Below are 25,063 nucleotides of genomic sequence, written 5' to 3'. Positions count from 1 at the left end.
ATGGTCCAAGAGGAACGAACGACAGGGAAGGGTTCGTGGCGCCCATGTGACGCCGGAAGGTCAGCGACGCGAACAGCGCCGCCGTCCCGCCGCGGCGGGACGGGGATACGGCCGGCCCCGGCTCACCGTTCGTACGCTCCCGCGCGCGCGGCAGCCGTGGCGGCTTCGGCGGCGCGGTCCGCCACGGCTTCGTCGAGTGGGGCGGCGGTGGTCAGCAGGCGGTAGTAGAGGGGGGCCGAGACGGCACGGATCACCTCGTGGGTGTCGGTGCCCGCAGGTACCTCGCCCCGGTCGCGAAGGAGACGGGCAGGGCAATCCCGCAGATCGCCCTCAACTGGCTGCTGCGACGGCCGACCGTGTCGTCGGTCATCATCGGTGCCCGGAACGAGACCCAACTGCGCCAGAACCTCGGCGCCCTCGACTGGACGCTGACCACCGAACACCTCGCCGTACTCGATGCCGCGAGCACCAGCACAGCGCCGTACCCGTACTTCCCCTACCGACTCCAGGAAGGCTTCGCCCGTCTCGCCCCGCCTGCTGGGCGATAGGGCAGCTCGGGACGTCCGGGGGCCGAATGGTTCACCGACCCCTGAGCGCCTCAGCACGATGTGAAGACTGCGGCGCTGGAGAGGCAGTGCACGGTCGTCGCCGCCCCGGGCTCGGCCCGTGTGCGGGAGCGGCTCTCCAGGAACGTGGCCGCCACCAGCGAGAGCATGCCGAGGAACGGCACGACATAGGCCCACCAGGCCACGCCGGTAGCGGATGCGGCGTCGGCCGCGGTGACGATGACGACGCCGCTCACCCCCAGGCACAGGCCGAGCCACTGCCGGCGCGAGACGTACTGACGCAGGAGCGGTCCGGCGAGCGCTCCGGCGACGAGGGGCTGGACACCGTCGATCAGGGCCGTGGTGCCGCTGGAAACGCCGAGCCGCTCTGCGACAGGAGTCCGATCACGGCCTGGCGGGCCGCATCCCGCACGGCGAGTCCTCGCCATGACGTTCTGACGGCGGCAACGGCGATCAGGAGGACGGCGAGCGGCAGGAACCGCCACATCAGGATCGTGACGACGGAGGCACGGCCTGAGCACCTTCCCTGAGCCGATCCGAGCGCGGTGGCCCCGAGGGACCATCGCGCTCGGTCATGTGGCGGCGGTGTGTCGGGCCTGCGGTGTCAGGCCGCGAAGTCGCGGTCGCGGGTCTCCGGCAGGGCCAGCACGCAGAGCAGACTGACCAGGCAGAGCCCGCCCGCGTAGACGCCGAGGACGAGCGGTGACTTCCACTGGGAGTTGAGCCAGGTCGCGACGAGCGGGGCGAAGCCGCCGCCGAGGGTGTTGGCGAGGATGAAGGTCGCCGAGGCTCCCGTGTAGCGCAGCCGGGCCGGGAACAGCTCCGGCAGGAAGGCCGCGATCGGCCCGAACATCAGGATGAACAGCACCAGGCCCACGGTGAACGCCCCGCCGATGAGCAGCCCGTCGCCGGTCTCCAGGGAACCGAACATGGGCAGCGCCCACACGACGCAGCCGGTGGCCCCGGTCAGGATCACCGGCCGTCGCCCCACGCGGTCGGCCAGCCGGGCCACCGGTATCGTCGCGGCGGCCGCGACGGCGGCGGCCACACTCGCGGCGGCCAGCACGGTGTTCTGCGCGATACCGAGCGACTTCGGCGCGTACGACAGGCTGTAGACGATCGTCAGGTAGTAGACGGCCGAGCCGCCGACGGCCGCGCCGATGCCGAGCAGCAGCTGTCCCGGGTACTCCTTGACCAGGGCGCCCAGCGGGAACCGGGGGGCGGCGGGGCGGTCGGCCGGGTCCTGGCGGCTGAACACCGGGGATTCGCTGACCCGGGTGCGCACCCAGAACCCGACGGCGATGAGCAGGGTGCTCAGCAGGAACGGCACCCGCCACGCCCAGTCTGCGAAACCGTCCCGGCCGACGATCTCGATCGTCGAGAGGATCACCGCGCTGGACAGCAGGAAGCCCAGCAGCGGGCCGATCTGCGGAATGGACGCGTAGACCGCCCGCCGCCCCGGCGGGGCGTGCTCGGCGGCGAGCAGCACCGCGCCGCCCCATTCGCCGCCCATGCTCACGCCCTGCACCAACCGGAGCGTGACCAGGAGCACCGGGGCGAGGATCCCCGCGGCCTCGTAGGTCGGCAGCAGGCCGACCCCGACCGTGGCGATGCCCATCAGCACCAGCGAGATGACCAGGGCCCGCTTGCGGCCGAGCCGGTCGCCGATCGTCCCGAACAGCACGACGCCGACGGGGCGGGCGAGGAACGCGGCGGCGAAGGTGAGGAAGGCCGCCAGGGTGGAGACCGTGGAGTTGCCGGACGGGAAGAAGGCCGGCCCCAGGACGAGCGCGGCGGCCGTGCCGTACACGGCGAAGTCGTAGTACTCGATCGTGGTGCCGACGAGGCTCGCGACGGCCACCCGGGAGACGTTCTCCCTGGCCGCGGGCGGTGGGGCGGGTGGGGTGACGGTACCGACTGCTGTTGCGTCGCTGCTCGTCTCTGACATGGAGCGGTTCACCTCCGACAGGCCCGGATCATGGAGTGATCCGGGCCACAGTGGGGACTGGTGCGGTGGACTGTAGGAGGCCGCCGACCTCGCGGCGCACCACTGTGCCGCCCTGCGGAACGGCAGCCGGTTGTCTGCGATATGGGCGTTTGGGCGCCTGCAAGTCGCTTGGCGTGCCGGTCACCGCTCCTTCGCCGTGGCCACCGCGAACCCGGCGATCCACGCCGGAATCGCCTCGTAGAAGCGGGACGTCAGGTCGTACGGGCCGGTGGCGGCGAGTGAGGCGAAGGCGGCGATCCAGGTGCGGACCTCGTGGGCGGAGTTGCCGCCCTCCTCGGCCATGGCCTCGACGGTCCAGGTGTCGAACTCCGCGAGCTCGCCCTTTTCGAGGTGGTCGAGGAGCCGGTTGTCCCAGGCGGGGTTGATGGGGATCATCGCGGTCGAGCCGGCGGCGTAGTCGCGGCCTGCCTGGACGACCCGCTGCTCGCCCTTGGCGCGCTGCTCGGGGGTGGGCGGGCGGCCCTCGATGAGCGCGTCGGCGACCCTGGGGGGCGCTCCGTCCAGGACCGGCACGGGTGGGTCGTGGGAGAGGCCGCCGGAGGCCAGGAACAGCACCCTGCGGTCCAGGTCGGCGGCGGCCCGTCCGATCGCGGTGCCGAGCGCCCGGATCCGGCCGACCGGGCCGAGCGGAGTGGCCACGCCGTTGACGAACACGGGCACCACGGGCACCCGGTCGATCCCGCCGAAGAGCACCTCCAGGGGCTGGGCGAAGCCGTGGTCGACGGTCATCCGGGCCGAGACGGTCAGATCGACGCCCCGGTCGAGCACGCCCTGGGCCAGGGCCTTCGCGGCGGCCGTGTCGACCGACAGCGGGCCCGCCGGGGTGTCGAAGTCACCCACCGCGTGGGCCTCGGTGGCCAGGCAGAAGGGCGGCATCTCCTTGTAGAAGAAGCCGTTGTAGTGGTCGGGCGCGTAGAGGACGACCAGCTCCGGGTCGTAGGCGCGGATGAACTGCCGGGCACCCTCGACGGCCTGGTCGACGCGGGCCAGAACGTCCGGGTCGGGGTCGTTCTTGCCGATGAGGGGCGAGTGGGACAGCCCGACGGCTGCTGCGGTCATGGCGGTTTCCGTTCCTTACTGCTGGGGGGTGCCGGGGCGGGCCGGGCCCGGCGGGTGGATGACGAGTTTTCCGGTGAGGCCGCCGTCGATCATGAGCTGGAGGCCCTTGTGGATCTCGGCGAGCGGGAGCGTCCGGTCGATGACCGGCCGGACACCGGTGGCCTCCATCAGCCGCAGCATGGCGACCAGTTCGACACGGGTGCAGCCGGTGGAGCCGAGGATGCGCTGCTGGAGATAGAAGATCCGCCCGAGGTCGGCGGGCGGGTTCATCCCGCTCGTCGCGCCCGCGATGACGACGGTGCCGCCGGGGCGCAGCGACTTCAGCGAGTGCGACCAGGTCGCCTCGCCGACCGTCTCGATCACCACGTCCACCCGCTCGGGCAGCCGCTCGCCGGGGGCCACTGCGGCACGGACGCCCCAGGACTCGGCCTCGGCGCGCTTGTCCGCGCTCCGGCTGGTGGCGTAGACGACGGCGCCGGCGGCCACCGCGAGCCTGATGGCCGCGGAGGCGACACCGCCGCCCGCGCCCTGCACGAGCACCCGGTCGCCGGCGGTGATCCCGGCCTGGGTGAACAGCATCCGGTAGGCCGTGGTCCAGGCGACCGGCAGACAGGCGGCCTCGTCGAAGGAGAGCCAGTCGGGCTTCGGGATCAGATTGCGGGCGGGCACGGTCAGATACTCCGCGAACGCCCCGTCGTGCCGCTCGGACAGCAGCGCGCGGTCGGGGTCCAGCGTCTCGTCGCCCCGGCCCGCGTCCGGGTCGCCGATCACCGGGTGGACGATGACCGCGTTGCCGTCCTCGTCGTAGCCGGCGGCGTCGCAGCCGAGGATGATCGGCAGCCGGTCCGGGGGGTGTCCCACTCCCCTCAGCGTCCAGACGTCATGCATGTTCAGCGAGGAGGCCACCACGCGGACGCGTGACCACCCCGACCGCGAGGCCGGCACAGGGACATCGCGCAGCACCAGCCCTGACAGGGGGTCGGCGGCGCTCTGGGAAATGGCGGTTGCAGCAAGCACCCGGCCACGGTCGCGCCGACCGGCCGACCTGCCCTAGTCCGTGTGCCGCTGGGCAGCACGGGGGTCCGTGTAGGGCCCAGCGATACGTACGCGAGCGCGCCACCAGCCGGTACGGGGTACGGCTGATGGCGCGTCGGGTCCGCTCGGGGCCACTCGCGTCCGTTCAGTGGGGCATGTCGTCCAGAGCGGTGGACAGTTCGGCGATGTCCGGTGGTTCGACGGCGAACAGTACGACGGAGCCGTCGGGCAGGTCGGCCTCGGTGATCCTTCGCAAGCCCCCGGCCGCCAGGACGCGCTGCGCTTCGAGGTCGTGCTCGTCCGGCGCGGCGACGACACGGCGACAGCGCGCGTCGGCGGCGAAGAGGGCGGGGACGAGGGCGCGCAGCAGCGCCGAGGCGGACTCGGAGCCGTGCAGGGGCCCGCGCCCGGCACGGTCGCCGCGTTCGTCCAGCCGTACGACGAGGTCGTGCGCGCCGTAGGGGTAGCAGGCCCGCAGCGGATGGTGCCGGACGTGCTGGACCCGGACGAGGAACTCCTCGGGGCCGGCGCCGTCACCGGGCGAGGCCGTGTAGCCGTTCGCGGCCGAGCGACGGGCGCCGAGCGGTTCGTCGACCGGCCGCAGGACCCAGCCGTCGCCGATGGCGGTCACGGGTGGCAACGGCGGCGCCGGTGGCGTCGGCGCGGTTTCGGGAGGGGGGGCCACGACGCGTGCTCCTGGATCGTTGGACCGTGGGCGGGTTCAGGCCGTGGGCGGGTTCAGGCCGTGGGCGTGCTCTGCCGCGCCATCACCCACCGCCGCAGCTCGATCTTGTCCAGCTTGCCGCTGGCGTTGCGGGGCAGCCGGTCGATGACCATGACCTGGGTGGGGAGCTTGTAGCGTGCCAGATACCGGTCCGCGAACGCCCGCACCTCCTCCACCGTGAGCTCTTCGGACTCCGTGGACTCCGTACCGGGCGCGCAGTTCACGACGGCCAGTACGGTCTCGCCCCACTTGGGGTCCGGTACGCCGATGACGGCGGCCTCCAGGACTCCGGGGTACTCCACGAGGACCCGCTCCACCTCGGCGGGGTACACGTTCTCGCCGCCGGTGATGATCATGTCCTTGAGACGGTCCACGATGTAGTAGAAGCCGTCCTTGTCCCGGTAGGCGATGTCGCCGGTGTGGAACCAGCCCATGTCGTCGAAGGCGGCCCGGGTGGCGTCCGGGTTGTCCCAGTAGCCGGAGGTCACATTGGGGCCGCGTACGCAGATCTCGCCCTGGGTGTCCGGTTCGTCGATACCGGCCCCGGTGCCCGGGTGCGTCAGCCGGATCTCGGTGTACGGCATCGCGACGCCGGCCGATCCGGTCTTCTCCAGGGTCAGCCGGGCCGGCAGATAGGTCGCGAACGGGGCCGTCTCGGTCAGCCCCCACGCCTGCTGGAGCAGCAGACCCGCCTCGCCGTAGTCCCTGATCAGCTGTGGCGGGACGGGAGCACCCGCGACGATCGCGGAGCGCAGGGCGCCGAGGTCGGCGTCCGCGAAGCCGGGCACCCGGGCGAGGGCCGCGTACATGGCGGGGACCGCGAAGAAGGTGTTCACGCGATGATCGACGAGGTCCTTCAGGCACTGGGCCGGATCGAAGCCCCGGCGCAGCAGCACGGTGCCGCCGCGCACCAGGGTGCGCAGGGTGAGGGCGTTGAGGCCGCCGATGTGGAACAGCGGGGCGAGGGCCAGGTTCACGTCGTCGGTGCGGGTGTCCACGACTGCGTCGACGTTGACCGCGTTCCACCAGAGGTTGCCGTGGGTGAGCATGACCCCCTTGGGCCGGCCGGTGGTGCCGGAGGTGTACATCAGGGCGGCGAGGTCGTCGTCGTACAGCGCGACGGGTTCCCGTACGGGGCGCCCGGGGCCGCGCAGCGCGGACAGCGGCGTCCACGCGGGCGCGGGCGCGTCCGTCGCGGGGCACTCGGGGTCGGTGTCGACCAGCAGCCGGCTGCGGGCGGGTATGCCGGCCAGGATCGACTCCGCCGCCTCGCGGTGGCCCTCCTCGACGACGATCGTGTGGGCGCCGCAGTCGTTCAGGATGTGGCGGACCTCGTCGGCGGCGAGACGGAAGTTGAGGGGGACGAAGACCGCGCCGAGGTGGGCCGCGGCGAACAGGGTCTCCAGGAAGGTCACGCTGTTGAAGCCGAGGTACGCGATCCGGTCCCCCCGGCGCAGCCCGTGCTCGGACAGCCCGGCGGCGAACTCCCCGACCGTACCGCTGAGTTGCGCGGCGGAGATCTCGCGGTCCTCGTAGACGACGGCGGTGGCCGTGGGATGCAGTGCCCTTCGGTGCAGCGCGGCGGCGGGGCTGATGTCGACGGCGACCATGGCGTCGGCTCCTTCAATGGCTGTCGGGCGAGATACTCATGGGGCGGGTGGGTCAGAGGCCCGCGCCGCCGGCCGGCGCGCGGAAGCCGCGTACGGCGATGCCGCCGTCGGCGGGGATCACGGCACCGGTGACGGTGCCGCTGTCGGTGCGGGATGCCAGCAAGACGTACGGGCCGGTGAAGTCCGCCGGTTCGACGCTGGAGTCGTACAACGGGATCAGCGGCGGCGGTTTCTCGCCGGAGAGGGCCTGGGCCTCCTCGTTCCTGGCGAAGGACTCGGCGAGCGTACGGTTGTTCAGGCCGAGGCTCTCGGGGCCGCGCAGCTGGGTGCGCATACCGCCGACGGCGACGCCGTTCACCCGGACCCGCGGCGCCAGTTCGAAGGCGAACTGGCGCAGCAGGCCGAGGCAGGCGTGCTTGCTGGCGGTGTAGAGGGAGCCGCCGCCGTCGGTGTGGAAGGAAGCGTTCGACAGGGTCATCACGATGCTTCCGCGCGCGGCGACCAGGTCCCGCCAGGCGGCCTCGACGGCCAGTACGTATCCCTTGACGTTGATCGCGAAGATTTCGTCGAAGGCCTCGGACAGTTCCTTGCCGGACAGCCGGGTCACACTGCGGTGGTAGTCCCAGATGCCGGCGTTCGGGACGAGGATGTCCAGCTTGCCGAACCGTTCGACCGTGGTCTCCACCGCCCGGTGCAGGTCCTCCGGGCTGCGCACGTCGCCGGTCAGGGGCAGCACCCGGTCGCCGAGGTGGCCGGCGGCGGTCACCACCTCCTCCAACTGCGCGGCCGTACGGCCGAGGAGGGCGACGCGCGCGCCCTCGGCGAGGTAGCGCAGGGCGACGGCACGGCCGATGCCGGAGCCGCCGCCGGTGATCAGGGCGACCTCGCCCTCCAGCCAGCCCATGGTTCAGTGCTCCTTGAGGAAGTCGGTGACCAGACGCTCGAACTCGGCCTGCCGCTCCAGCTGCACCCAGTGGCCGCAGCCGCCGAACACATGCAGCTGGACGTCACGGATCTGCTTGAGCATGAGCTGCGCTCCGTCCAGGGTGATCGTGCGGTCGTCCCGGCCCCAGAGCAAGAGGGTGGACGCCTTGATCCGGTGGACGCGCTGCCAGAGCGGGTCCATGCCGTGCCGTTTGGCGAAGGCCGCGTTGTAGGCGTGGTAGAAGGCGATGTGGGACTCGTCGAGCGAGGCCTCGTAGCGGGCCTGGGCGGTGTCCGCCCAGCGCTTGGGCTCGGCGGTCATCACGCCGATGAAGTCCCGCATCTTCTTCAGCGTCGGGCCCTCGCCGTTGTAGTACCGGAACATCGCCTTCTGGCCCTCGGTCGGGGTGGGTCCGAAGGGCAGCCAGCCGCCGCCGGGTGCCATGAGCACCAACTTCTCGACGCGGTCCGGGACTTCGAGCGCGGTGGCGATGGCGGCGGCGCCGCCGAGGCTGTTGCCGAGCAGGTGGAAGCGGTCGATGCCGAGGGCGTCCAGGGTCTGCAGCAGCGCGTCGACGGTGATCTCGGTGATGCTGCGGGCGTCCAGGTCCGCCTCGGTGGGCCGGTAGCTGCCGCCGAAGCCCGGCTGGTCGGGCAGGACCACGCGGAAGTGGGGGGCGAGGGCGGGCAGGTTCTGACGGTAGTTGGCGACCGCGCTCGCGCCGGGGCCGCCGCCGTGCAGCATCACCAGCGCCGGTCCCTCGCCGGTCTCGCTGACCGCGACGGGCCCGAGCGTGGTCATCACGGTGTGCTCGACGAGCTTCGGCTCTTCGGTCTGGGCTGTGGTCACGAGGGTCTCCGGTCGTCCGGTCAGGGGAGGTCAGAGGAAGGTGCTGATGTTCTTGGCGAGGAGGACGTTCTGGTCGAGCAGGATCGTGCGGCGGGCGATCAGCAGCCGCCCGTCGTCCGGGTCGCGGCGCAGCAGGTCGGTGCGGCCACCGGCGTAGAGGTCGACCTCGCGTTCCAGGCGGTTGCGGTAGCAGAGGAAGGCCGACTCGGCGACGTACTCCCCCGGTTCTTCGGCGTCCCGGACCATGACGTTGGTGATCAGGTGCCGTGACCGTGACGGCGGGTCCTCGGCCCAGGCCATGCCCGAGTCGAAGCGGCGGATCCGCCAGGCCAGACTCGCCTTGGTCTCGTCGAAGATCGCCACCTCCCCGGGCGCACCGTCGGCCAGCGCCTGCTGCCGGCGCAGCCGGTTGGTGCGCACCGGGGCCCAGTAGTGCAGATCGTCGGTGAACAGCTCCAGCCAGTCGGCGTAGCGATGCTGGTCGAGCAACTGGGCTTCACCGGCGTACAACCGCTGCACTTCGAAGTGCAGCCGGATGTCGGCATCGGCGCCGGACCCGGTCTCGGCGACCGCCGGCTCCGGGATATGGATACTCATCGGGGCTTCCTCCTGCGGGCCGCGCTGGGTGAAGACATTCCAGCGCGGAGTGCGGGGTGGGGGGAGTGCGTGTGCCGTGGTGCGGCACGACCGCGCAGACCGACCGACCAGGCCACGGCCCGGCTTCCGGGGCCGCTCGGCCGGGTTCGCGGTGTGACCGCCGGGGCGGGGCCTACGGGTCGCGGCACGACCGCCGGGGCCTGACATACGGGTCGCGGCACCACCGCCGGCGGCCGCTCGCACAGGCCGCTGCACCACCGCCGAAGCCAGCCGCACAGATCGCGGCACCAGCGCCCGGGCCTGACGTACGGGTGGGACAAGTCGCCGGACGACGGGGGTCGGGCGGAAAGGGCTCGGTACTACCGCCGGGGCCTGACAGACGGGCTGCGGCACCACCGCCAGGCCGGTCGGACAGGTCGCCGCACGACCACCGGGGCCGGCCGCACAAGCCGCCGCACGACCCGGGTCGGTCGACAGGTCGCCGGACGACCACCGGGGCCGGCCGCACAAGCCGCCGCACGACCACCAGGCCCAGTGGACGCACAAGCCGCCACCCGGCCTCCGGAAGACGACGGACAAGCCGCAGTGCAGGTGCCGGGGCCCCGGGGCGGGAGCGGGCCGGGGGATTCAGCGGTTCAGCAGGGTTCGTAGGTCGGTGTGCTCGTCGGTCAGGTCGGTGGGGGACAGCGGGACGCCTCGGTCGATGATGCGGCGGGCGGCCTTGATGTCGCGGGCGCGGTCGATGGTGGCGGCTGCGATCAGGTGGTCGCCGCGCAGGCCGAAGGCGGTGAAGGCGCCGGTGGCCGGGTCGCCGCGGAGGACGGTCCGGTCGGCGTCCGCCATCGTGCCGACGGCCTCCAGGCGGGAGCCGTGTCGGTCGGACCAGAACCAGGGGGCGCCGGCGGCCGGCACCGGACGGCCCAGGATGCCGAGGGCGGCGGCCTCGCCGTCCCGTTGGGCCGCCTCCCAGTGCTCGTGGCGGACGCGGTGGCCGTCGGGGCGGGCGACGTCGCCGACGGCGAAGACGTTCGGGTGGGACGTGCGCTGCCCTGGGTGGACGACGACGCCGTTGCCGACCCGCAGGCCGGCGGTTTCGGCCGTCTCCGTGGCCGGGCGGATGCCGATGCCGGCCACCAGCGTGTCGGCGGCGAGGGGGTCGCCGTGCCCGGCGAGGCGTACGAGGAGGCCGCCGGGGTGACGCTCGACGCTCCCGACTCCGGCGGTGACCACCTCGATGCCCTCGGCGGTGTGTCTGCGGTGCAGCGCGCCCGCGATGTCACCGCCGACGGCCGCGGCCAGCGGCACCGGCACCGGGTCGACGAGGGTGACCCGGCAGCCCAGGGCGACGGCGACGGCAGCGGTCTCGGCGCCGATCAGCCCGGCACCGACGACGATCACCCGGGCGCCGGGCAGCAGCCGTTCGCGGAGGCGCTCGGCGTCCTCCCAGGTGCGCAGCAGGTGGACCGCCGGATCGTCACCGCCGGGCACCGGCAGCGGGCGCGGTGTGCCGCCGGTGGCCAGCACGACGCGGTCGGCCGCGGCCACCGTGCCGTCGGCCAGTTCAAGGCCGCCCGAGTGGGGGCGGATCGCGGCCACCCGGGCGCCCGCACGCAGTTGGACGCGCTGGTCCGCGTACCACTGCTCGGGCCGCAGCATGATGTCCGCGCGCCGGGATTTGCCGAGCAGTACGTCCTTGCTGAGCGGCGGACGGTCGTAGGGCAGGCCGCGCTCGGCGGAGTACAGGACCAGCTCCCCGTCGTACCCCTGGGCGCGCAGCGCGTCGCAGGTGGAGACGGCGGCCAGGCCCGCGCCGACGACGGCGATCCGCCGGGGCGAGGACGGCGGGGAGCTCATTCGGCGGCCTCCGCGGCGGTGCGACCCGGGTGGAGCCAGATGGCGTCGTCGCGGACCTCGACGCGGTGAGTGCGCACGGCGAGGGTGGCCGGCATGCACTGCGGCTCGCCCGACTTCAGACAGAAGCGGGCGCTGTGCAGCGGGCACTCGACCTCGCCGTCCTCGATCCAGCCCTCGGACAGGGACGCCTGGCCGTGCGAGCAGATGTCGTCGAGGGCGTAGTAGGCGCCGCCGTCGTGGAAGACGGCGATGGCGTCGCCGTGACCGCTGGTCTCGGGGGGCACCCGCAGCGCCTCGCCGTCCTCGATGTCGCCGACGGCGGCGACCCGGATACCGATACCTGTGCCGGTGATACCTGTGCCGGTGATACCTGTGCCGGTGGTGGTCATGCGGCGTCCTTCTCGTCCTTCTCGTGCCAGGCGGGTGTGTTCATCAGGTCGCGCCAGCGGGCGTACAGGCCGCGGGCGGCGCCGTCGGTGTAGAGGCGGCCGGTGGTGCCCGGGTGGACACCGTCCTCGGCCTCCAGCCCCAGCCCCATCTGGTAGTTGAGGGTCATCGAGCCGGACACGAAGCCGTGGGCCGTGGCCTGCACCTCGCTCCAGTTCTCGCCGTCGTCCTGCTCGAAGATGCCGGTGGGCCCGAACGTCCGCAGGTTGTAGAGCCGTTGCGCGTCCTTCACGTCGTCCGGCATGGACCGGTCGACGAGTGTCCAGGCCCAGACCTCCATCCGGTCCGGGCCCTTGGGGTGCCAGACGCGGATGGAGCCGTTGACCGGGAGGTAGGAGAAGTTGGGGAAGACGGTGGCGTGGCCGGTGGTCATCGGCCCTTCCACCCGGGCGTCACCGAGCCGCTCGCGCAGCGCCTCGTAGTCGTAGTGGGCGTGCACGACGCGGTCGTCGAAGCGGCTCTTGGGGTGGGTCGGGAAGCCGTGCCCGTGCCCGAGCGGATCGGCGTACTGCCGCCCCGGCGTCTGCACGATCTCCGACTTGGGGCCCTTGCCCGTCGGGGACATGACCATCAGCGCGGAGGCGTGCGAGATGTTGACGTGGTACCAGTCGGAGGCGAACTGCTCGGCCGCCAGCTTCCAGTTGCCCTCCAGCACCCACTTGTGCACCCCGCCGACCACCTCGGTGCCCTCCGGGTCGCGGTCGAGCATGGCGTCCATGTACCAGGTCATGCCGCCCAGCGCCTCGACGAGCGGGGGCGCCCCGGGGTTCCAGGTGGCGAAGACGAGCCCCTTGTACGAGTCGAGCCGCGCGACCTCGACCAGTCCCCACCGCTCCTGCTCGAAGTGGTCCGGGTAGTCGCCCTGATTGGGGACGTTGACGAGCTTGCCCGAGGTGTCGTACGACCAGCCGTGGTAGCTGCAGGTGAACGCCTTGGTCGCGCCCGCGTCGGCCCGGCAGACCCGCATCCCGCGGTGCCGGCAGGCGTTGAGGAACGCCCGCAGCCTGCGGTCCCGGCCCATCGCGACGATGACCGGGTCCTCCCCCATGTACGTGGTGAAGAAGTCGCCGGGCTTGGCGAACTGGCTCTCGTGGGCGAGGAACAGCCAGCTCGGCGCGAAGACCCTGCGCAACTCCTGCTGGTACAGGGCCTGGTCACTGAAGATCGTACGGTCGACGAGCCCGTGGTCGAGGTCGAAGTACGCGCTCACGTCGACGGACGGTCGTGGCACCCCGGCGAGACGGTCCGTGGGCCGTACGGGCGTCGCGGTCATCGCTGGGCCTCCTCTGCGCGGGTCGGGTCGGGGGCGAGGCGGCGGGGCGGTCGGCTCGGTCGCACGGCGGCTTTCCGTTCTCCTTGCTGGTGGTCCACAGGACGGTGGGGGTCGGCTGGGACGGTCGCGGGGGCGCGGGACGCGTGCACCGCAGCGGACAGCACCGCGCCGGACAGCACCGCGCCTACGGTGCCGCCGCCCCCGGTTCCACCAGGGTTCCGCTTCCGCCGGGTCGCGCCGGGCCCCGGTGGCCTCACGGACGGCCCGCCGAGCCCCCGCTCACGGCCTGCTGAGCGGAGCGTCGGCGCTGCGGTGTCGTGTCGGTGCATGCGCACAGGAGACGCCGCGGCCGGACGCCCGGCACAGCCCGCGTGCCGTGATGTGGCACGCCGACGTGCCCTGACCGACGTACCGTCCCCGCCCGTTTACAACCCGGAATTGGTCCCCTAGATTGGACGCGCGTCCATTTTGATGGCTGCGTGTGCATCGTTCCAGGAGCCCGCCATGTCAGTTCACTCCCCCACTTCCGAGCTCACCGACACCACGCTCCTTCAGGAGCCGACCGCGCCGTCGGACCAGCGGACCGCGGTCGACAAAGCGCTTGTCCTGCTCAAGTCCCTCGCCGAACAGGACCGGGAGGTCGGGGTGAGCGAGCTGGCCCGCCGCACCGGCCTCACCAAGTCGACCGCCTTCCGGCTCCTGGGCATCCTCCAGCGCAACGACCTGGTCGAACGGGTGGGGAGCGACTACCGCCTGGGTGCCCAGCTCTTCGACATGGGCACCCGGGTCTACGGCCCGACGTCCTTACTGCTGCGCGAGCGGCTGCTGCCGCATCTCGCGGACCTCTATGTGCTGACCCACGAGACCGTTCACCTCGCGGTGCTGCACGACACGGACATCGTGTACGTCAACAAGATCCACGGGCATCGTGCGACCCGCTCGCCCTCCCGCATCGGCGCCCGTCTGCCCGCGTACTGCACCGCCGTCGGCAAGGCGTTGCTGGCCTTCGACCACGACGCGGCGGAAGCGGCCATCTCGGCGGGGCTGTCGAAACTCACCGACTACACGGTCACCGACCCCGCCGCCTTCCGCGCGGAGCTGCGGCGCATCCGCCAGGACGGCATCGCGCACGACCGCCAGGAAGCCACCCTCGGTCTCACCTGCGTCGCCGTCCCCGTCATGGGACCCGCAGGCCGGCCGGTCGCGGCCCTCTCCGTCGCCGGCGCCGACCACCGCTTCGACCGGGCCCGCTTCGCCCCCGCGCTGCGCCGCGTGGCCTACGAGGCGGCGCGGGCGATCACGGCGGCCAAGGCACAGCGGACGGCACCGTCCACCGCACCGTCCACCGCACCGTCCGGCCCACCTTCCACCGCGCCTTCCGGCGCCGGGAGCACGCCGGCGGCCTGAGCCGGCGTGGCCCCGGGCCGCTGCCCCGGCGGGCGGCGTTCAGTGCGCGCCGTCTCCGTGGGTCCGGGTCGTGGTCATGCCCCCGGTGCCGGGCTGCACCCGCGGCACACTCACCACGATGTGCACCAGGCTCTCGCCGTCCAACGACTGGTACACATGGGGCCGGTCGCCCGGGTAGCGCACGAAGTCGCCGGTGGACAGCTCCACCGGGCTGTCGGCGGGGCCCACCCGCACCCGGCCACTGATCACATACAGGTGCTCCAGCGTGCCGACCGGGTGCGGCGCGGTCGGCCTGCCCGCCCCGTCCGGGTCGGGGCCGACGCGTACCAGATAGTTCTCGATGACACCGGAGCCGTAGACGTGGTCCAGGGCCCGGGTCTCGAACCCGTCATGCGTCTTCCAGACGACATCGGCGCCGCGCTGAACGGTCATCACCTGCTCCCGCTCGGCCACCAGCCTGGTGACCGGCACCCCCAGCGCCGTCGCGATCGAGAACAACGTATCCACGGTGGGGTTGCCGGTGCCCTGCTCCAGCTTGGACAACGTCTGTTTGGCGAGCCCCGCCTGCCGGGCCAACTCGGCCAGGGACAGACCCCGCTGCTCTCTGAGAAGGCGCACGTTGCGCGCGACGACGGAATTTCCTGAGGACACCACACCACTGTAAGCGGGGGACGATCTCGGCCACCGGCCGCGTCCCGGACAGCGGTACGTCAGGCGCGGCCGGTGGCCGCGACGAGCCCCGCGATGTCGTCCTCGTGGGTCAGGTAGCGGCCGGTGAGCGCGTCGGCCTCGCCCCGGACCAGCCGCAGCAGGTTGGCGATCGCCTCGGGGAGGGGGGTGTACCGGCCGGCCTCGCGCTGGGTGTCGAGCCAGGTCTCGATGCGGCGGTCCCACGGATTGTCGCTCCGCCGTGTCGCGGTCGCGGACGATCCGAGGCCGACGTCCACGATCCCCGGGTGGTAGCTGAACGCGGTGATCCCGTGCGGCAGCAGCTCGATGGCGATGTTCTCGGTCAGCTTGTTCGCCGCCGCCTTGGACACCGAGTACGCGCTGACGTGCGGCCAGCGGGTGTGCCCCGCGTGGCTGGAGATCGTGACGACCCGCCCCCGGCCACGCTCGATCATGCCGGGCAGCACCGCCCGGCAGGCCGCCAGCGCGCCACCCAGATTGACCTCCATGGCGTGCCACCACTCGGCCGGGTCGTTCTCCCAGGCGGGTCCGGCCGGTCCGGGCACACCGGCGTTGTTGACCAGCACGTCGATCCCGCCGAGCCGCTCGGTGGCCAGCTCTACGGCCTTGGTCAGCTCGGCGTCGTCGGTGACGTCGGCGACAGCCGTGACGACCTCGGGGCCCCGGTCGAGACCGGCCGCGGCCCTGGGCAGCGAGTCCGCGTCCCGCGTGGTCAGCACCAGGCGCGCGCCCGCCGCGTGCACGGCCTCGGCGATGGCCCGGCCGAGCCCACCGGCCGCCCCGGTCACCATGACCCGCAGCCCGGCCAGGTCCGTCGTGTCTTCAGACATCACAACCTCCACCATCATCGAGTGAATTGCCGGGGCCCGCCGCACGAGGTGGACCGGCCTCGGCACGGCCCGGCCCAGGTAGCCGATCACCAGGCCCCCGGACCTGGCCGTACCGCCCCATCACGCGCCCGCTTCCGCCGGGGCGGCCAGCGCCCGGTGGAGATGGTCGGCCAGGGACCGCGGTGCGGGGTGGTCGAACACGAGTGTGGCGGGCAGCCGGAGCCCGGTCAGGGCGCTCAGGCGGTTGCGCAGTTCCACCGAGGTCAGCGAGTCCAGGCCGGACTCGAGGAGGCTCCGATCCGGGGGCAGGGCCTCGACGCCCCGGTGGCCGAGCAGCTCGGCGGCGAGCGTGCGTACCTCGGTCAGGAGCCGTTCGGCCCGCTCGGCCGGAGCGAGGTCACGCAGCCGGACGGCGGGTGCGGCGGTGGCCGTCACGGCGGGCACGAGGCCGCGCAGCAGCGCGGGTGCCCCGCGGGTGCGCAGCTTGGCGATGTCGAACCTGGCGAGGGTGAGGACCGGGTCGTCCTGTCGCAGCGCCTCGTCGAAGAGGGCCAGCGCGAACGCGGTGGGCATGGGCAGGGTGGCGTCCGGGAGGGTGCCGTTCCGGTCGGCCTCGCGCAGCACCTCGGTCATGCCGGAGGCTTCCTCCCAGAGGCTCCATGCCTGGGACTGCGCGGGCAGCCCGTCGGCCCTGCGGCGCGCGGCGAACGCGTCCAGGAACGCGTTCGCGGCCGCGTAGTTCCCCTGCCCCGGGCTGCCCAGCACCCCGGCCAGCGAGGAGAACAGCACGAAGGCGGCCAGCTCGGTGTCCTTGGTCAGCTCGTGCAGGTTCAGCGTGCCGTCGAGTTTGGGGCGCAGCACCCGCTCCACCTGTTCGGCGGTCATCCCGGTCACCACCCCGTCCGCGAGCACCCCGGCCGCGTGCAGGACCGCGACCAGCGGGTGCCGGGCGGGCACCAGGTCGAGGGCGGCGGCGAGTGCGTCCCGGTCGGCGACGTCGCAGGCGGCGACGGCGACCTCGGCGCCCAGCTCCCTCAGCTCCGCGAGGAGAGGGTCGTCGTCCCGCGCCCCGCCGCGGCTGGTGAGCAGGAGGCTGCGGACCCCGTACTCGGTCACGAGGTGTCGCGCCAGCAGGGAGCCGAGCGTGCCGGTGCCGCCGGTGATCAGTACCGTGCCGCCGCTGAGGTCCGGGCGGGCGTTCCGCGCCGGCGTGACCCGCGCCAGTTCCGGCGCCTGGAGCCGGCCCGCGGCGATCCGTACGTGCGGTCGTCCGGCGGCCACCGCGTCGGCCAGCCGTGCCGAGGACCGGGGGGCCTCGTCCATGCCGTCCATCTCGACCAACAGGAACCGTCCGGGATGCTCGGACTGCGCGGACCGCACCAGGCCGCGCGCCGCCGCGCCGGCCGGGTCGTCGCCGCGGGTCAGTACGACGAGGGGGACGTCGGCCGGGCGGTCGGCCGCCAGCCAGTGCTGGACGTGGGACAGCGTGTCCAGCGTGGCTTCCCGGACGTCGTCGGGGGCCGGGGTGCAGATGACCGCGTCGGCATCGGCGAGATCGCCCAGGTCGGCGGTGACGTCGAGGCCGAGGCGGTCGGTGCCCAGCAGCGCCCATGTGGGTGCGGGTGACGTCACCCGATCGGCGAGTTCGGTCCACCGCATCCGGTACACCGAGTCCGTCGGCAGTGCGCCCGCCAGCTCGCGCAGGGCCACCGTACGGGTGCCGAGTGTGCCCCGGAACAGCGGTTCGCGCTCGGCGGTGGTGATGGCCACGGTGAACTCGTCCCGGCCGCTGGGTGCCAGGTGGGCGTAGGCGTGGGTGGTGCGGCTCTCGCCGGCCCATACGTCGCGCCACACGAACGGCAGCGCTATGTGGCCGTCCTGGACAGGTCGGGTCAGGGCGAGGGCGTGCAGGGCGGCGTCGCCGAGCACGGGGTGCAGGCCGTGGCCCGCGAACCCGCCGGGTGCCTCCTCCGGCAGCCGCAGTTCGGCGAAGAGCTCCCCGCCTCGCCGCCACAGCCCGCGCAGGGCCCTGAACGCCGGGCCGTACTCGTTGCCGCGCTCGGCCAGCGACGCGTAGTCGACGTCGATCTCCTCGGCGTCGGCCGGAGGCAGCGCCCCGACGATCGGCTCGGCGAACGGCTCGGCGAACGGCTCGGCGCGGGTGTCGTGGATCGTGCCGTGCGCGTGTCGTCGCCACTGGCCGGCGGGCTGCTCCGGCCTGCTGAACACCTCGACCGTACGCCGGGCCGGATCCGCCACGACCTGAAGCTCCGCCGTGCCCTCCTTGGACAGTACGAGTGGCGCCTCGATGACCAGCTCGTCGATTGCGCTGCCGCCGGTGCCGTGCGCGGCGCGCAGCGCGAGGTCCAGCAGCGCGGTGCCGGGCAGGATGCAGGTCCCGTTCACCGCGTGGTCGGCCAGCCACGGCTGCTCGACCGGCGAGACCCGGCCGGCGGCCACGAACTCACCGCTGCGGGCGGATTCGACCGGCGTGCCGATCAGTGGGTGGCCGCCGGTGCCCGCCCTGGACGAGGCGGTGGTCGTGAACCAGAACCGCCGCCGCTGGAACGGCGTGGTCGGCAAGGGGACCGGCCGGCCGGGGCGAGTGCCGGTGCCGGTGCCGGTGGTGAGGCGCAGGCCTCCCACCCCCCGCGCGTACAACTGTGCGGCGGAGGTCAGGAACCGTGCGGGACCGCCGTCGTCACGACGCAGGGTTCCGGTGACGACCCCGTTCGTGGCGCTCTCCTCCAGCGTCTGCTCGACGGCGGAGGTCAGCGCCGGATGCGGGCTGGACTCCACGAAGGCCCGGAAACCCTGGTCGACGAGATGCTCGACGGCCGGTTGGAACAGCACGGGCTGCCGGAGGTTGCGGTACCAGTACGCGCCGGTCAGCGTGGCGTCGCCGACCCAGTCCAGGTCCACGGTGGAGTACATCGGCACCGAGGGCCTGGCGGTGCGCACCTCCCCCAGCCTGGCCACCAACTCCTCACGCAGTGCCTCCATCTTCGGACAGTGCGAGGCGACGTCGACACGGATCCGCCGGGCGTGCACGCCGTCCAGCGCGCACTCGGCGAGCAGCCCGTCGACCGCCAGGTCGTCACCGGCGACCACGGTGGTGGACGGACCGTTGAGCGCGGCGATCCAGAGCCGGTCCGGCCAGCGCTCCAGCAGCCACTCCACCTGTGCGCGGGACGCGGTCACCGACGCCATGCCGGCGCTGGCGCCCAGCTCGGCGATGACCTGGCTGCGCACCACGACGACGCGGGCGGCCTCCTCCAGCGACAGCGCGCCCGCGACGCACGCGGCGGCCACCTCACCCATGGAGTGGCCGATCACCGCGTCGGGTTCGATACCACGGGAGCGCCACAGGGCGGCCAGCGACACCATCACCGCGAACAGCGCGGGGTGTACGAGGTCCAGCCGTTCCAGCCGGCCGGCGTCGTCGGCCAGTACCTCGGTGAGCGACCAGTCCACGTGGGGTTTGAGGGCCCGTTCGCAGGCGTAGACGGATTCGGCGAACACCGGTTCGCCCATCAGCCCGGCCGCCATGCCCACCCACTGCGTGCCCTGCCCCGGGAAGACGAACGCCACCTTTCCGTTCGCATCGGCCACTCCGGAGACACTGTTCCGCGCCGGCCTCCCCTCGGCGACGGCCCGCAGCCCGGCGAGCAGCTCATCGCGGTCGCCGCCGACCACGACGGCCCGGTGGGTGAAGTGGCCGCGCGACACCGCCAGCGAGTGCGCGAGGTCCACCGGTGCGACGTCCCCGGCCACGGGGAGCAGTCGGGCCGCCCAGTCCCGCAGCCGCTCGGGAGTTTTGCCGGACAACGCCCAAGCGACGACCGGCGATTCGACGGCGGGCGCCTCGGTAGCGGGCGGCTCGGTGGCCGGCGGCGGTGCGGGTTCCTCCGGTGGTGCCTCCAGGATCAGGTGCGCGTTGGTGCCGCTGACCCCGAAGGAGGAGACAGCGGCGCGCGGCGGCCGGTCCCGTTCCGGCCACGGCATGGTCTCGGTGAGCAGCCGGACGTCTCCCGACGCCCAGTCGACGTGCGGCGACGGCTCGTCCACGTGCAGGGTCTTCGGCAGGGTGCGGTGCAGCATGGCCTGTACGACCTTGATCACACCGCCGACCCCGGCCGCGGCCTGGGTGTGCCCGATGTTGGATTTCAGCGAGCCCAGCCAGAGCGGGGCGCCGCGGTCCTGCCCGTAGGCGGCCAGCAGCGCGCCGGCCTCGATCGGGTCGCCGAGCCGGGTGCCGGTGCCGTGCGCCTCGACCGCGTCCACGTCGGACGGTGAAAGACCGGCGTCCCGCAGGGCGAGCCGGATCACCTCCTGCTGTGCTGTCCCGCTGGGCGCCGTAAGGCCGTTGGACGCGCCGTCCTGGTTCACCGCGGAACCCCGGATCACGGCCAGCACCGGGTGCCCGGCGCGGCGGGCGCCGGACAGTCGTTCCAGCACCACCATGCCGACGCCCTCCGCCCAGCCGGTGCCGTCCGCCGCCGCGGCGAACGCCTTGGACCGACCGTCCTCGGCCAGCGCGCCCTGCCTGCTGTACTCCACGAACGTCTGCGGCGTCGCCATGACGGCCACACCGCCGGCCAGCGCGAACTCGCACTCGCCCCGGCGGATCGACTGTGCCGCGAGGTGGATGGCCACCAGGGACGAGGAACAGGCGGTGTCGACGGTGAGCGCCGGACCGCGCAGTCCCAGCACATAGGCGATCCGCCCGGAGGCGGCGGCGCCGACCGTGCCCGTACTGATGTAGCCCTCCAGCTCGCGGGGCACCCGGTCGGGATCGGTGACGTAGTCGTGGTGGATCAGCCCCGCGTACACGCCGACCCGCTGGTCGCGCAGGGACGTCGGGTCGATGCCGGCGCGCTCCAGTGCCTCCCAGGAGGTCTCCAGGAGCAGCCGGTGCTGCGGGTCCATCGCCAGCGCCTCGCGCGGCGAGATCCCGAAGAACTCGGGGTCGAAGTCGGCCATCTCACGGAGGAACCCGCCCCGCCGGGTGCGAGAGGTGCCGCTGCGGTCGGGGTTGGGGTCGAACAACCGGTCGAAGTCCCAGCCCCGGTCGTCGGGGAACCCGGAGGTGGCGTCGACCCCGTCGGCCACCAGCCGCCACAGCTCGTCGGGGGAACGGACCCCGCCGGGGTAGCGGCAGCCGATACCGACGAGCACCACGGGATCGTCGTCCGGATCGACGTCGGTGCCGGCCGACGCGGCGACCGTGGCCCGCTGCTCGGGTGAACCGGTGAGCTCGGGTGAACCGGTGAGCTCACCTCGCAGATGCCCGGCGATCGCACGGACCGAAGGGTGGTCGAACACGAGCGTCGTCGGCAGGCGCAGCCCCACGGCGGCGGCGATCCGGTCCCGTAGCCGGACCGCGTCCGCCGAAGTGAGCCCGTACTCGCGCAGGGCGCGGTCCGGCTCGATGGCACCCGCGTCGCCCAGCACCTCGTGGACCTGGCCCGCGACGAGGTCGACGAGCCTGCCGCCGAGGTCGGTCCCGGTGATCCCGGTCAGGTCCACCCTGGCCGGCAGCCGGTCCGGTGCGGTGGCCGGCGCCGACCACACGGTCGCGACCAGCGTGCTGCCCGGCCGGCTCAGCGCGACGTCCACGGAGTTGCGGATCCGGTGGTCGGTCAACCCCTCCGCCAGCACCAGGGTGGTGGGGGCGGACCCGGCGGGGGCGATCGTCACGGTGGAGCCGGTGACCGTGACGGTGACGCCGTCCTCCGTGCCGGACGGCCCCACGCGCCGGGCCTCGTGACCGGCCACGAGGTGGCGGGCGATCAGGTCCGCGAGGTCCCCGGCGTCTCCCGCCAGGGTCACGTCCCGGCCGGCGAGCGGACCGGCCCCGGTGGGCAGTGCGGTGCCCGGGAGCAGGGCCGGCGCACCGTCGGCTCCCACGAGGTGCAGGCCGTCGTGGGAGCCGGCGACGGCGAGCAGCCGGCCGGGCAGCTCCGTCAGCGCCTTGCGCGCGATCTTGCCCGTGCCCGTCCTCGGCAGTGCGGTCACGGCGCGGATCTCCACCGGCACCTTGAAGTAGGCGAGGTCGCGACGGCACCGCGCGAACAGCTCCGCGCAGTCGACGGCTGCCACGTGCTGGGGGTCGGGCACCACCAGCGCCACCGGGACCTGGCCGAACTCGTCGTGCGCCAGTGCGGTCACGGCGGCGTCGCGCACACCGGGCACCCGGGCGAGTACGGCCTCGATCTCGGTGGGGTGCACGTTCTCCCCGCCCCGGATGATCACGTCGTTGCGCCGGCCGGTGATCCAGAGGTACCCGGCGTCGCTCTGGCGGGCGAGATCGCCGGTGCGGTACCAGCCGTCGCGGAGCACCTCCGCGGTGGCCTCCGGCAGGTTGTGGTAGCCCAGCATGACGTTCGGGCCGCTGACCCAGACCTCGCCCTCCGCACCGGTCGGCACATCGGCACCGGTGTCCGGGTCCACCACACGCAGGCTCAGCCCGGGCACCGGCGGCCCGCACGAACCGGGCACGCGCTCGCCGTCGGGCCGCATGGCGGTCATCGTCCCGCTCGTCTCGGTGCTGCCGTAGCTGTCGGTGAGCCGGACGCCGAAGGCGGCCTCGAACGCCTCGGCGAGCGCGGGCGTGCTGACCGCGCCCGCGATGAAGCAGACGCGCAGCGCGGGCAGCGTGAGTCCTTCCGCACCGGCGGCATGGACCAGGTTGTGGTAGATCGTCGGCACGCCGACCAGGAACGTGTAGGGCCGGGAGCGCAGTTCGTCGAGCACCTCGGGGGCGGAGAGCCCCGGCATCAGATGCGCGGTGGCGCCGACCGCGGTCGTGCCGATCACGCACAGGTGGTGGCCGAGGGTGTGGAACAGGGGCAGCGGGAACAGCAGCGTGTCCTCGGCGGACAGTTCGACGATCGGGACGTAGCAGGAGGCGACGTTCCACAGCGCGGCGCGCAGCGTGGACAGCACGCCCTTGGGGCGGCCCGTCGTTCCGGAGGTGTAGAGGAGGAAGGCCGGTTCGTCCAGACCGAGATCGTCGCGTGCCGGGACGGCGGGATCGCGCGTGGCGAGACCCTCGTACGCCATCGTCTCCGGATCTTCGTACGCCACCGGGTCCGAACCCTCGTACGACACCGGGGCCGGGCGGTCGCCGACCACGACGAGGTGCCGTGGTCCGGGCGGCAGTACCGCGCGCACCTGGTCGGCGTGCGCGGTGTCGGTGATCACCGCTAGGGCGTCGCTGTCGGTGAGCAGGTGCCGCAGCTCCGCGTCGGAGGAGTGCGGGTTGACCGGCACACCGACGCAGCCGGCGCGGTTGACGCCGAGGTAGCTCTCCACCATCTCCACGCGGTTGCCCAGCAGGATCGCCACCCGCGCGCCCCGGGGCAGACCCAGTGCGACCAGGTGGCCGCCGAGCCGGGCCGTACGCCGTTCCAGTTCCGTATAGGTCACCGCCCGCCGCTCGTCGGAGAAGGCGACCTTGGTCCCGCGCAGCGCCGCGTGGGTGCGCAGCAGCTCGGGCAACGGGCGGATCAGGTCGTCGGCACCGCGGGTCGCGGACATGCCTGCCCCTTCTCGCGGTTCGGTCACTCGCGGCCCGGTCACTCGGGATTCGGTCATGAGAGGGCTCCCGTCACCGACTCGACGGCGGCGAGAACGGCGCCTGAGCCGACGAGTTCGACAGTGTTGTTGATCTCGGGCGACAGATACCGGTCCGGGCCGGGACCTGGCACGCCGGAGGACCTCAGCAGCGCCACGACCGCGCCGGTGGCGGCGGACGGCGTCAAGGGGGCGCGTAGATCGAGCGCGCGTGCGGCGGTGAGGACCTCGATGGCGATGACGCGGGTGAGGCCGTCGACGGCCCGCCGCAGTTTGCGGGCCCCGCCCCATCCCATGGACACGTGGTCCTCGAACATCGCGCTCGACGGTATGGAGTCGACCGACGCGGGTGCCGCGAGGCGCTTGAGCTCGGAGACGATCGCGGCCTGGGTGTACTGGGCGATCATGTAACCGCTGTCCACACCGGGGGCGTCGGCGAGGAACGCCGGCAGGCCGTGGTTGCGGGCGACGTCCAGGAACCGGTCGGTTCGGCGTTCGCTGATCGAGGCGATGTCCGCGGCCGCGATCGCCAGGAAATCGAGGGCGTGGGCGACGGGTGCGCCGTGGAAGTTGCCGTTCGACTCCACCCGTCCGTCGCTGAAGAGCACGACCGGGTTGTCGACGGCGGCGGCCAGCTCGCGGCCGGCCACCGCGGCGGCGTACTCCACGGTGTCACGTGCGGCGCCGTGGACCTGGGGCGAGCACCGAAGGGAGTAGGCGTCCTGCACGCGTGTGCAGTCCGGTCCCCGGTGGGAGGCGACGACACCGGAACCGGCCATGATCGCGACCAGGTTGGCCGCGGAGGCGGCCTGGCCGGGATGAGGCCGCAGTGCCTGGAGGTCGGGCGCGAACGCTCTGTCGGTCCCGAGCAGTGCCTCGACGGACATGGCGGCGGCGATGTCCAGGGTCTTGAGCAGCCGCCGCAGATCGGTGATGGCGAGGACGAGTTGGGCCAGCATGCCGTCGGTGCCGTTGATGAGGGCGAGGCCCTCCTTCTCGTGCAGCTCGACCGGGCCGAGCCCGGCGGCGGTGAGTGCCTCCGCGGCGGGCATGAGGGCACCTGACGCGTCGCGCACCTCGCCCTCGCCCATCAACGCCAGCGCGCAATGAGCGAGCGGTGCCAGGTCGCCCGAGCAGCCGAGCGAGCCGAACTCCCGTACCACCGGCGTGATTCCGGCCGACAGCAGAGCGGCGAGCCGCTCCGCGGTCTCGGCCCGCACGCCCGTGTGCCCGGTCGCGAGCGTCGAGAGCCGCAGCAGCATCATTCCGCGGACGACTTCCCGCTCGACCTCCTGCCCGGAGCCGGCGGCGTGGGACCGGACCAGGGACCGCTGCAGCTGGGCCCGCTGCTCCGGCGGGATGTGCCGGGTCGCCAGCGCGCCGAACCCGGTCGAGATGCCGTACGACGGTCTCGGCGCGGAGGCGAGTTCCTCCACCACGGCCCGGCCCTTCTCCAGCACCGAGAAGGCGTCGTCACCCAGGCAGACGGTCGCGTCATCGCGTGCGACGGCGGCGACGTCGACGAAGGAGAGCGGGGCGGTCCCGACGGTCACGGTCTGGCGCGGCATACCCATCAGACGGCCACGTCCGCAGGGGCGAAGTCCCACTTGA

At 73.0% G+C, this 25,063-nt stretch carries 16 protein-coding genes and 3 pseudogenes; 2 read left to right on the top strand and 17 right to left on the bottom strand.

Annotated elements, in window-relative coordinates; translation table 11 throughout:
* Window positions 1-122 precede the first annotated feature (122 nt).
* Window positions 123-293: pseudogene (locus I8N67_RS04405) on the bottom strand (TetR/AcrR family transcriptional regulator C-terminal ligand-binding domain-containing protein); the annotation flags it as partial.
* Here I8N67_RS04405 and I8N67_RS04400 point away from each other — a divergent pair.
* Window positions 282-548, top strand: a pseudogene (locus I8N67_RS04400) (aldo/keto reductase); the annotation flags it as partial. The pseudogenes I8N67_RS04405 and I8N67_RS04400 overlap by 12 nt on opposite strands.
* Window positions 549-604: 56 nt before the next feature.
* Here I8N67_RS04400 and I8N67_RS04395 read toward each other — a convergent pair.
* The 12 genes and pseudogenes from I8N67_RS04395 to I8N67_RS04340 form a co-directional block, all read right to left on the bottom strand.
* Window positions 605-1,128, bottom strand: a pseudogene (locus I8N67_RS04395) (EamA family transporter); the annotation flags it as partial.
* 42 nt (window positions 1,129-1,170) lie between these two features.
* The gene (locus tag I8N67_RS04390; RefSeq protein WP_200301223.1) at window positions 1,171-2,514 is read right to left on the bottom strand and encodes an MFS transporter; all 1,344 of its coding nucleotides are present in this window, start codon (window positions 2,512-2,514) and stop codon (window positions 1,171-1,173) included.
* A gap of 180 nt (window positions 2,515-2,694) precedes the next feature.
* Window positions 2,695-3,633: a 3-carboxyethylcatechol 2,3-dioxygenase gene (locus tag I8N67_RS04385; RefSeq protein ID WP_200301222.1), complete on the bottom strand. Its 939-nt coding sequence runs from the start codon at window positions 3,631-3,633 to the stop codon at window positions 2,695-2,697.
* Between the two features lie 15 nt (window positions 3,634-3,648).
* Window positions 3,649-4,650 (bottom strand): zinc-binding dehydrogenase, encoded by a 1,002-nt coding sequence (locus tag I8N67_RS04380; RefSeq protein ID WP_200301221.1) that lies wholly within the window; start codon window positions 4,648-4,650, stop codon window positions 3,649-3,651.
* Window positions 4,651-4,813: 163 nt separating this feature from the next.
* A complete protein-coding gene (locus tag I8N67_RS04375; protein WP_200301220.1) occupies window positions 4,814-5,299 on the bottom strand; it encodes a GNAT family N-acetyltransferase in 486 nt (161 codons plus the stop codon).
* A 107-nt stretch (window positions 5,300-5,406) separates the two neighbouring features.
* Entirely contained in the window at window positions 5,407-7,002 is a 1,596-nt protein-coding gene (locus I8N67_RS04370) for an acyl-CoA synthetase (protein ID WP_200301219.1), read from the bottom strand.
* A 52-nt stretch (window positions 7,003-7,054) separates the two neighbouring features.
* Window positions 7,055-7,906 (bottom strand): SDR family NAD(P)-dependent oxidoreductase, encoded by an 852-nt coding sequence (locus I8N67_RS04365; RefSeq protein ID WP_200301218.1) that lies wholly within the window; start codon window positions 7,904-7,906, stop codon window positions 7,055-7,057.
* Window positions 7,907-7,909: 3 nt separating this feature from the next.
* Window positions 7,910-8,776 (bottom strand): alpha/beta fold hydrolase, encoded by an 867-nt coding sequence (locus I8N67_RS04360; RefSeq protein WP_200301217.1) that lies wholly within the window; start codon window positions 8,774-8,776, stop codon window positions 7,910-7,912.
* Between the two features lie 30 nt (window positions 8,777-8,806).
* Window positions 8,807-9,373 (bottom strand): 3-phenylpropionate/cinnamic acid dioxygenase subunit beta, encoded by a 567-nt coding sequence (locus tag I8N67_RS04355; RefSeq protein ID WP_200301216.1) that lies wholly within the window; start codon window positions 9,371-9,373, stop codon window positions 8,807-8,809.
* Window positions 9,374-10,000: 627 nt separating this feature from the next.
* Window positions 10,001-11,227, bottom strand: coding sequence for an NAD(P)/FAD-dependent oxidoreductase (locus I8N67_RS04350; RefSeq protein ID WP_200301215.1), 1,227 nt, complete (start codon window positions 11,225-11,227; stop codon window positions 10,001-10,003).
* Window positions 11,224-11,616, bottom strand: coding sequence for a bifunctional 3-phenylpropionate/cinnamic acid dioxygenase ferredoxin subunit (locus tag I8N67_RS04345; RefSeq protein WP_234045020.1), 393 nt, complete (start codon window positions 11,614-11,616; stop codon window positions 11,224-11,226). Before I8N67_RS04345 ends, I8N67_RS04350 begins: the two co-directional genes overlap by 4 nt.
* The gene (locus I8N67_RS04340) at window positions 11,613-12,947 is read right to left on the bottom strand and encodes an aromatic ring-hydroxylating dioxygenase subunit alpha (RefSeq protein WP_200301214.1); all 1,335 of its coding nucleotides are present in this window, start codon (window positions 12,945-12,947) and stop codon (window positions 11,613-11,615) included. The genes I8N67_RS04345 and I8N67_RS04340 overlap by 4 nt, the downstream gene beginning before the upstream one ends.
* 504 nt (window positions 12,948-13,451) lie before the next feature.
* Between I8N67_RS04340 and I8N67_RS04335 the strand changes: the two genes are divergently transcribed.
* A complete protein-coding gene (locus I8N67_RS04335) occupies window positions 13,452-14,354 on the top strand; it encodes an IclR family transcriptional regulator (RefSeq protein WP_200301213.1) in 903 nt (300 codons plus the stop codon).
* Between the two features lie 39 nt (window positions 14,355-14,393).
* On the opposite strand, the gene I8N67_RS04330 is transcribed toward I8N67_RS04335, so the two are convergent.
* The 4 genes from I8N67_RS04330 to hutH form a co-directional block, all read right to left on the bottom strand.
* Complete coding sequence (locus tag I8N67_RS04330) at window positions 14,394-15,005, bottom strand: helix-turn-helix domain-containing protein (protein WP_307835150.1); 612 nt, start codon at window positions 15,003-15,005, stop codon at window positions 14,394-14,396.
* A 59-nt stretch (window positions 15,006-15,064) separates the two neighbouring features.
* The gene (locus tag I8N67_RS04325) at window positions 15,065-15,874 is read right to left on the bottom strand and encodes an SDR family oxidoreductase (RefSeq protein WP_200301211.1); all 810 of its coding nucleotides are present in this window, start codon (window positions 15,872-15,874) and stop codon (window positions 15,065-15,067) included.
* A 120-nt stretch (window positions 15,875-15,994) separates the two neighbouring features.
* Window positions 15,995-23,416, bottom strand: coding sequence for a type I polyketide synthase (locus tag I8N67_RS04320; protein ID WP_200301210.1), 7,422 nt, complete (start codon window positions 23,414-23,416; stop codon window positions 15,995-15,997).
* Window positions 23,417-23,469: 53 nt separating this feature from the next.
* Entirely contained in the window at window positions 23,470-25,020 is a 1,551-nt protein-coding gene (gene hutH / locus I8N67_RS04315) for a histidine ammonia-lyase (protein ID WP_200301268.1), read from the bottom strand.
* Between the last annotated feature and the right edge of the window lie 43 nt (window positions 25,021-25,063).

The sequence above is a fragment of the Streptomyces adelaidensis genome (assembly GCF_016598475.1).
Taxonomy (GTDB): domain Bacteria; phylum Actinomycetota; class Actinomycetes; order Streptomycetales; family Streptomycetaceae; genus Streptomyces; species Streptomyces adelaidensis.
Note: the sequence above shows the minus strand (reverse complement) of the source record. Positions and strands in the feature narration are given on the sequence as shown.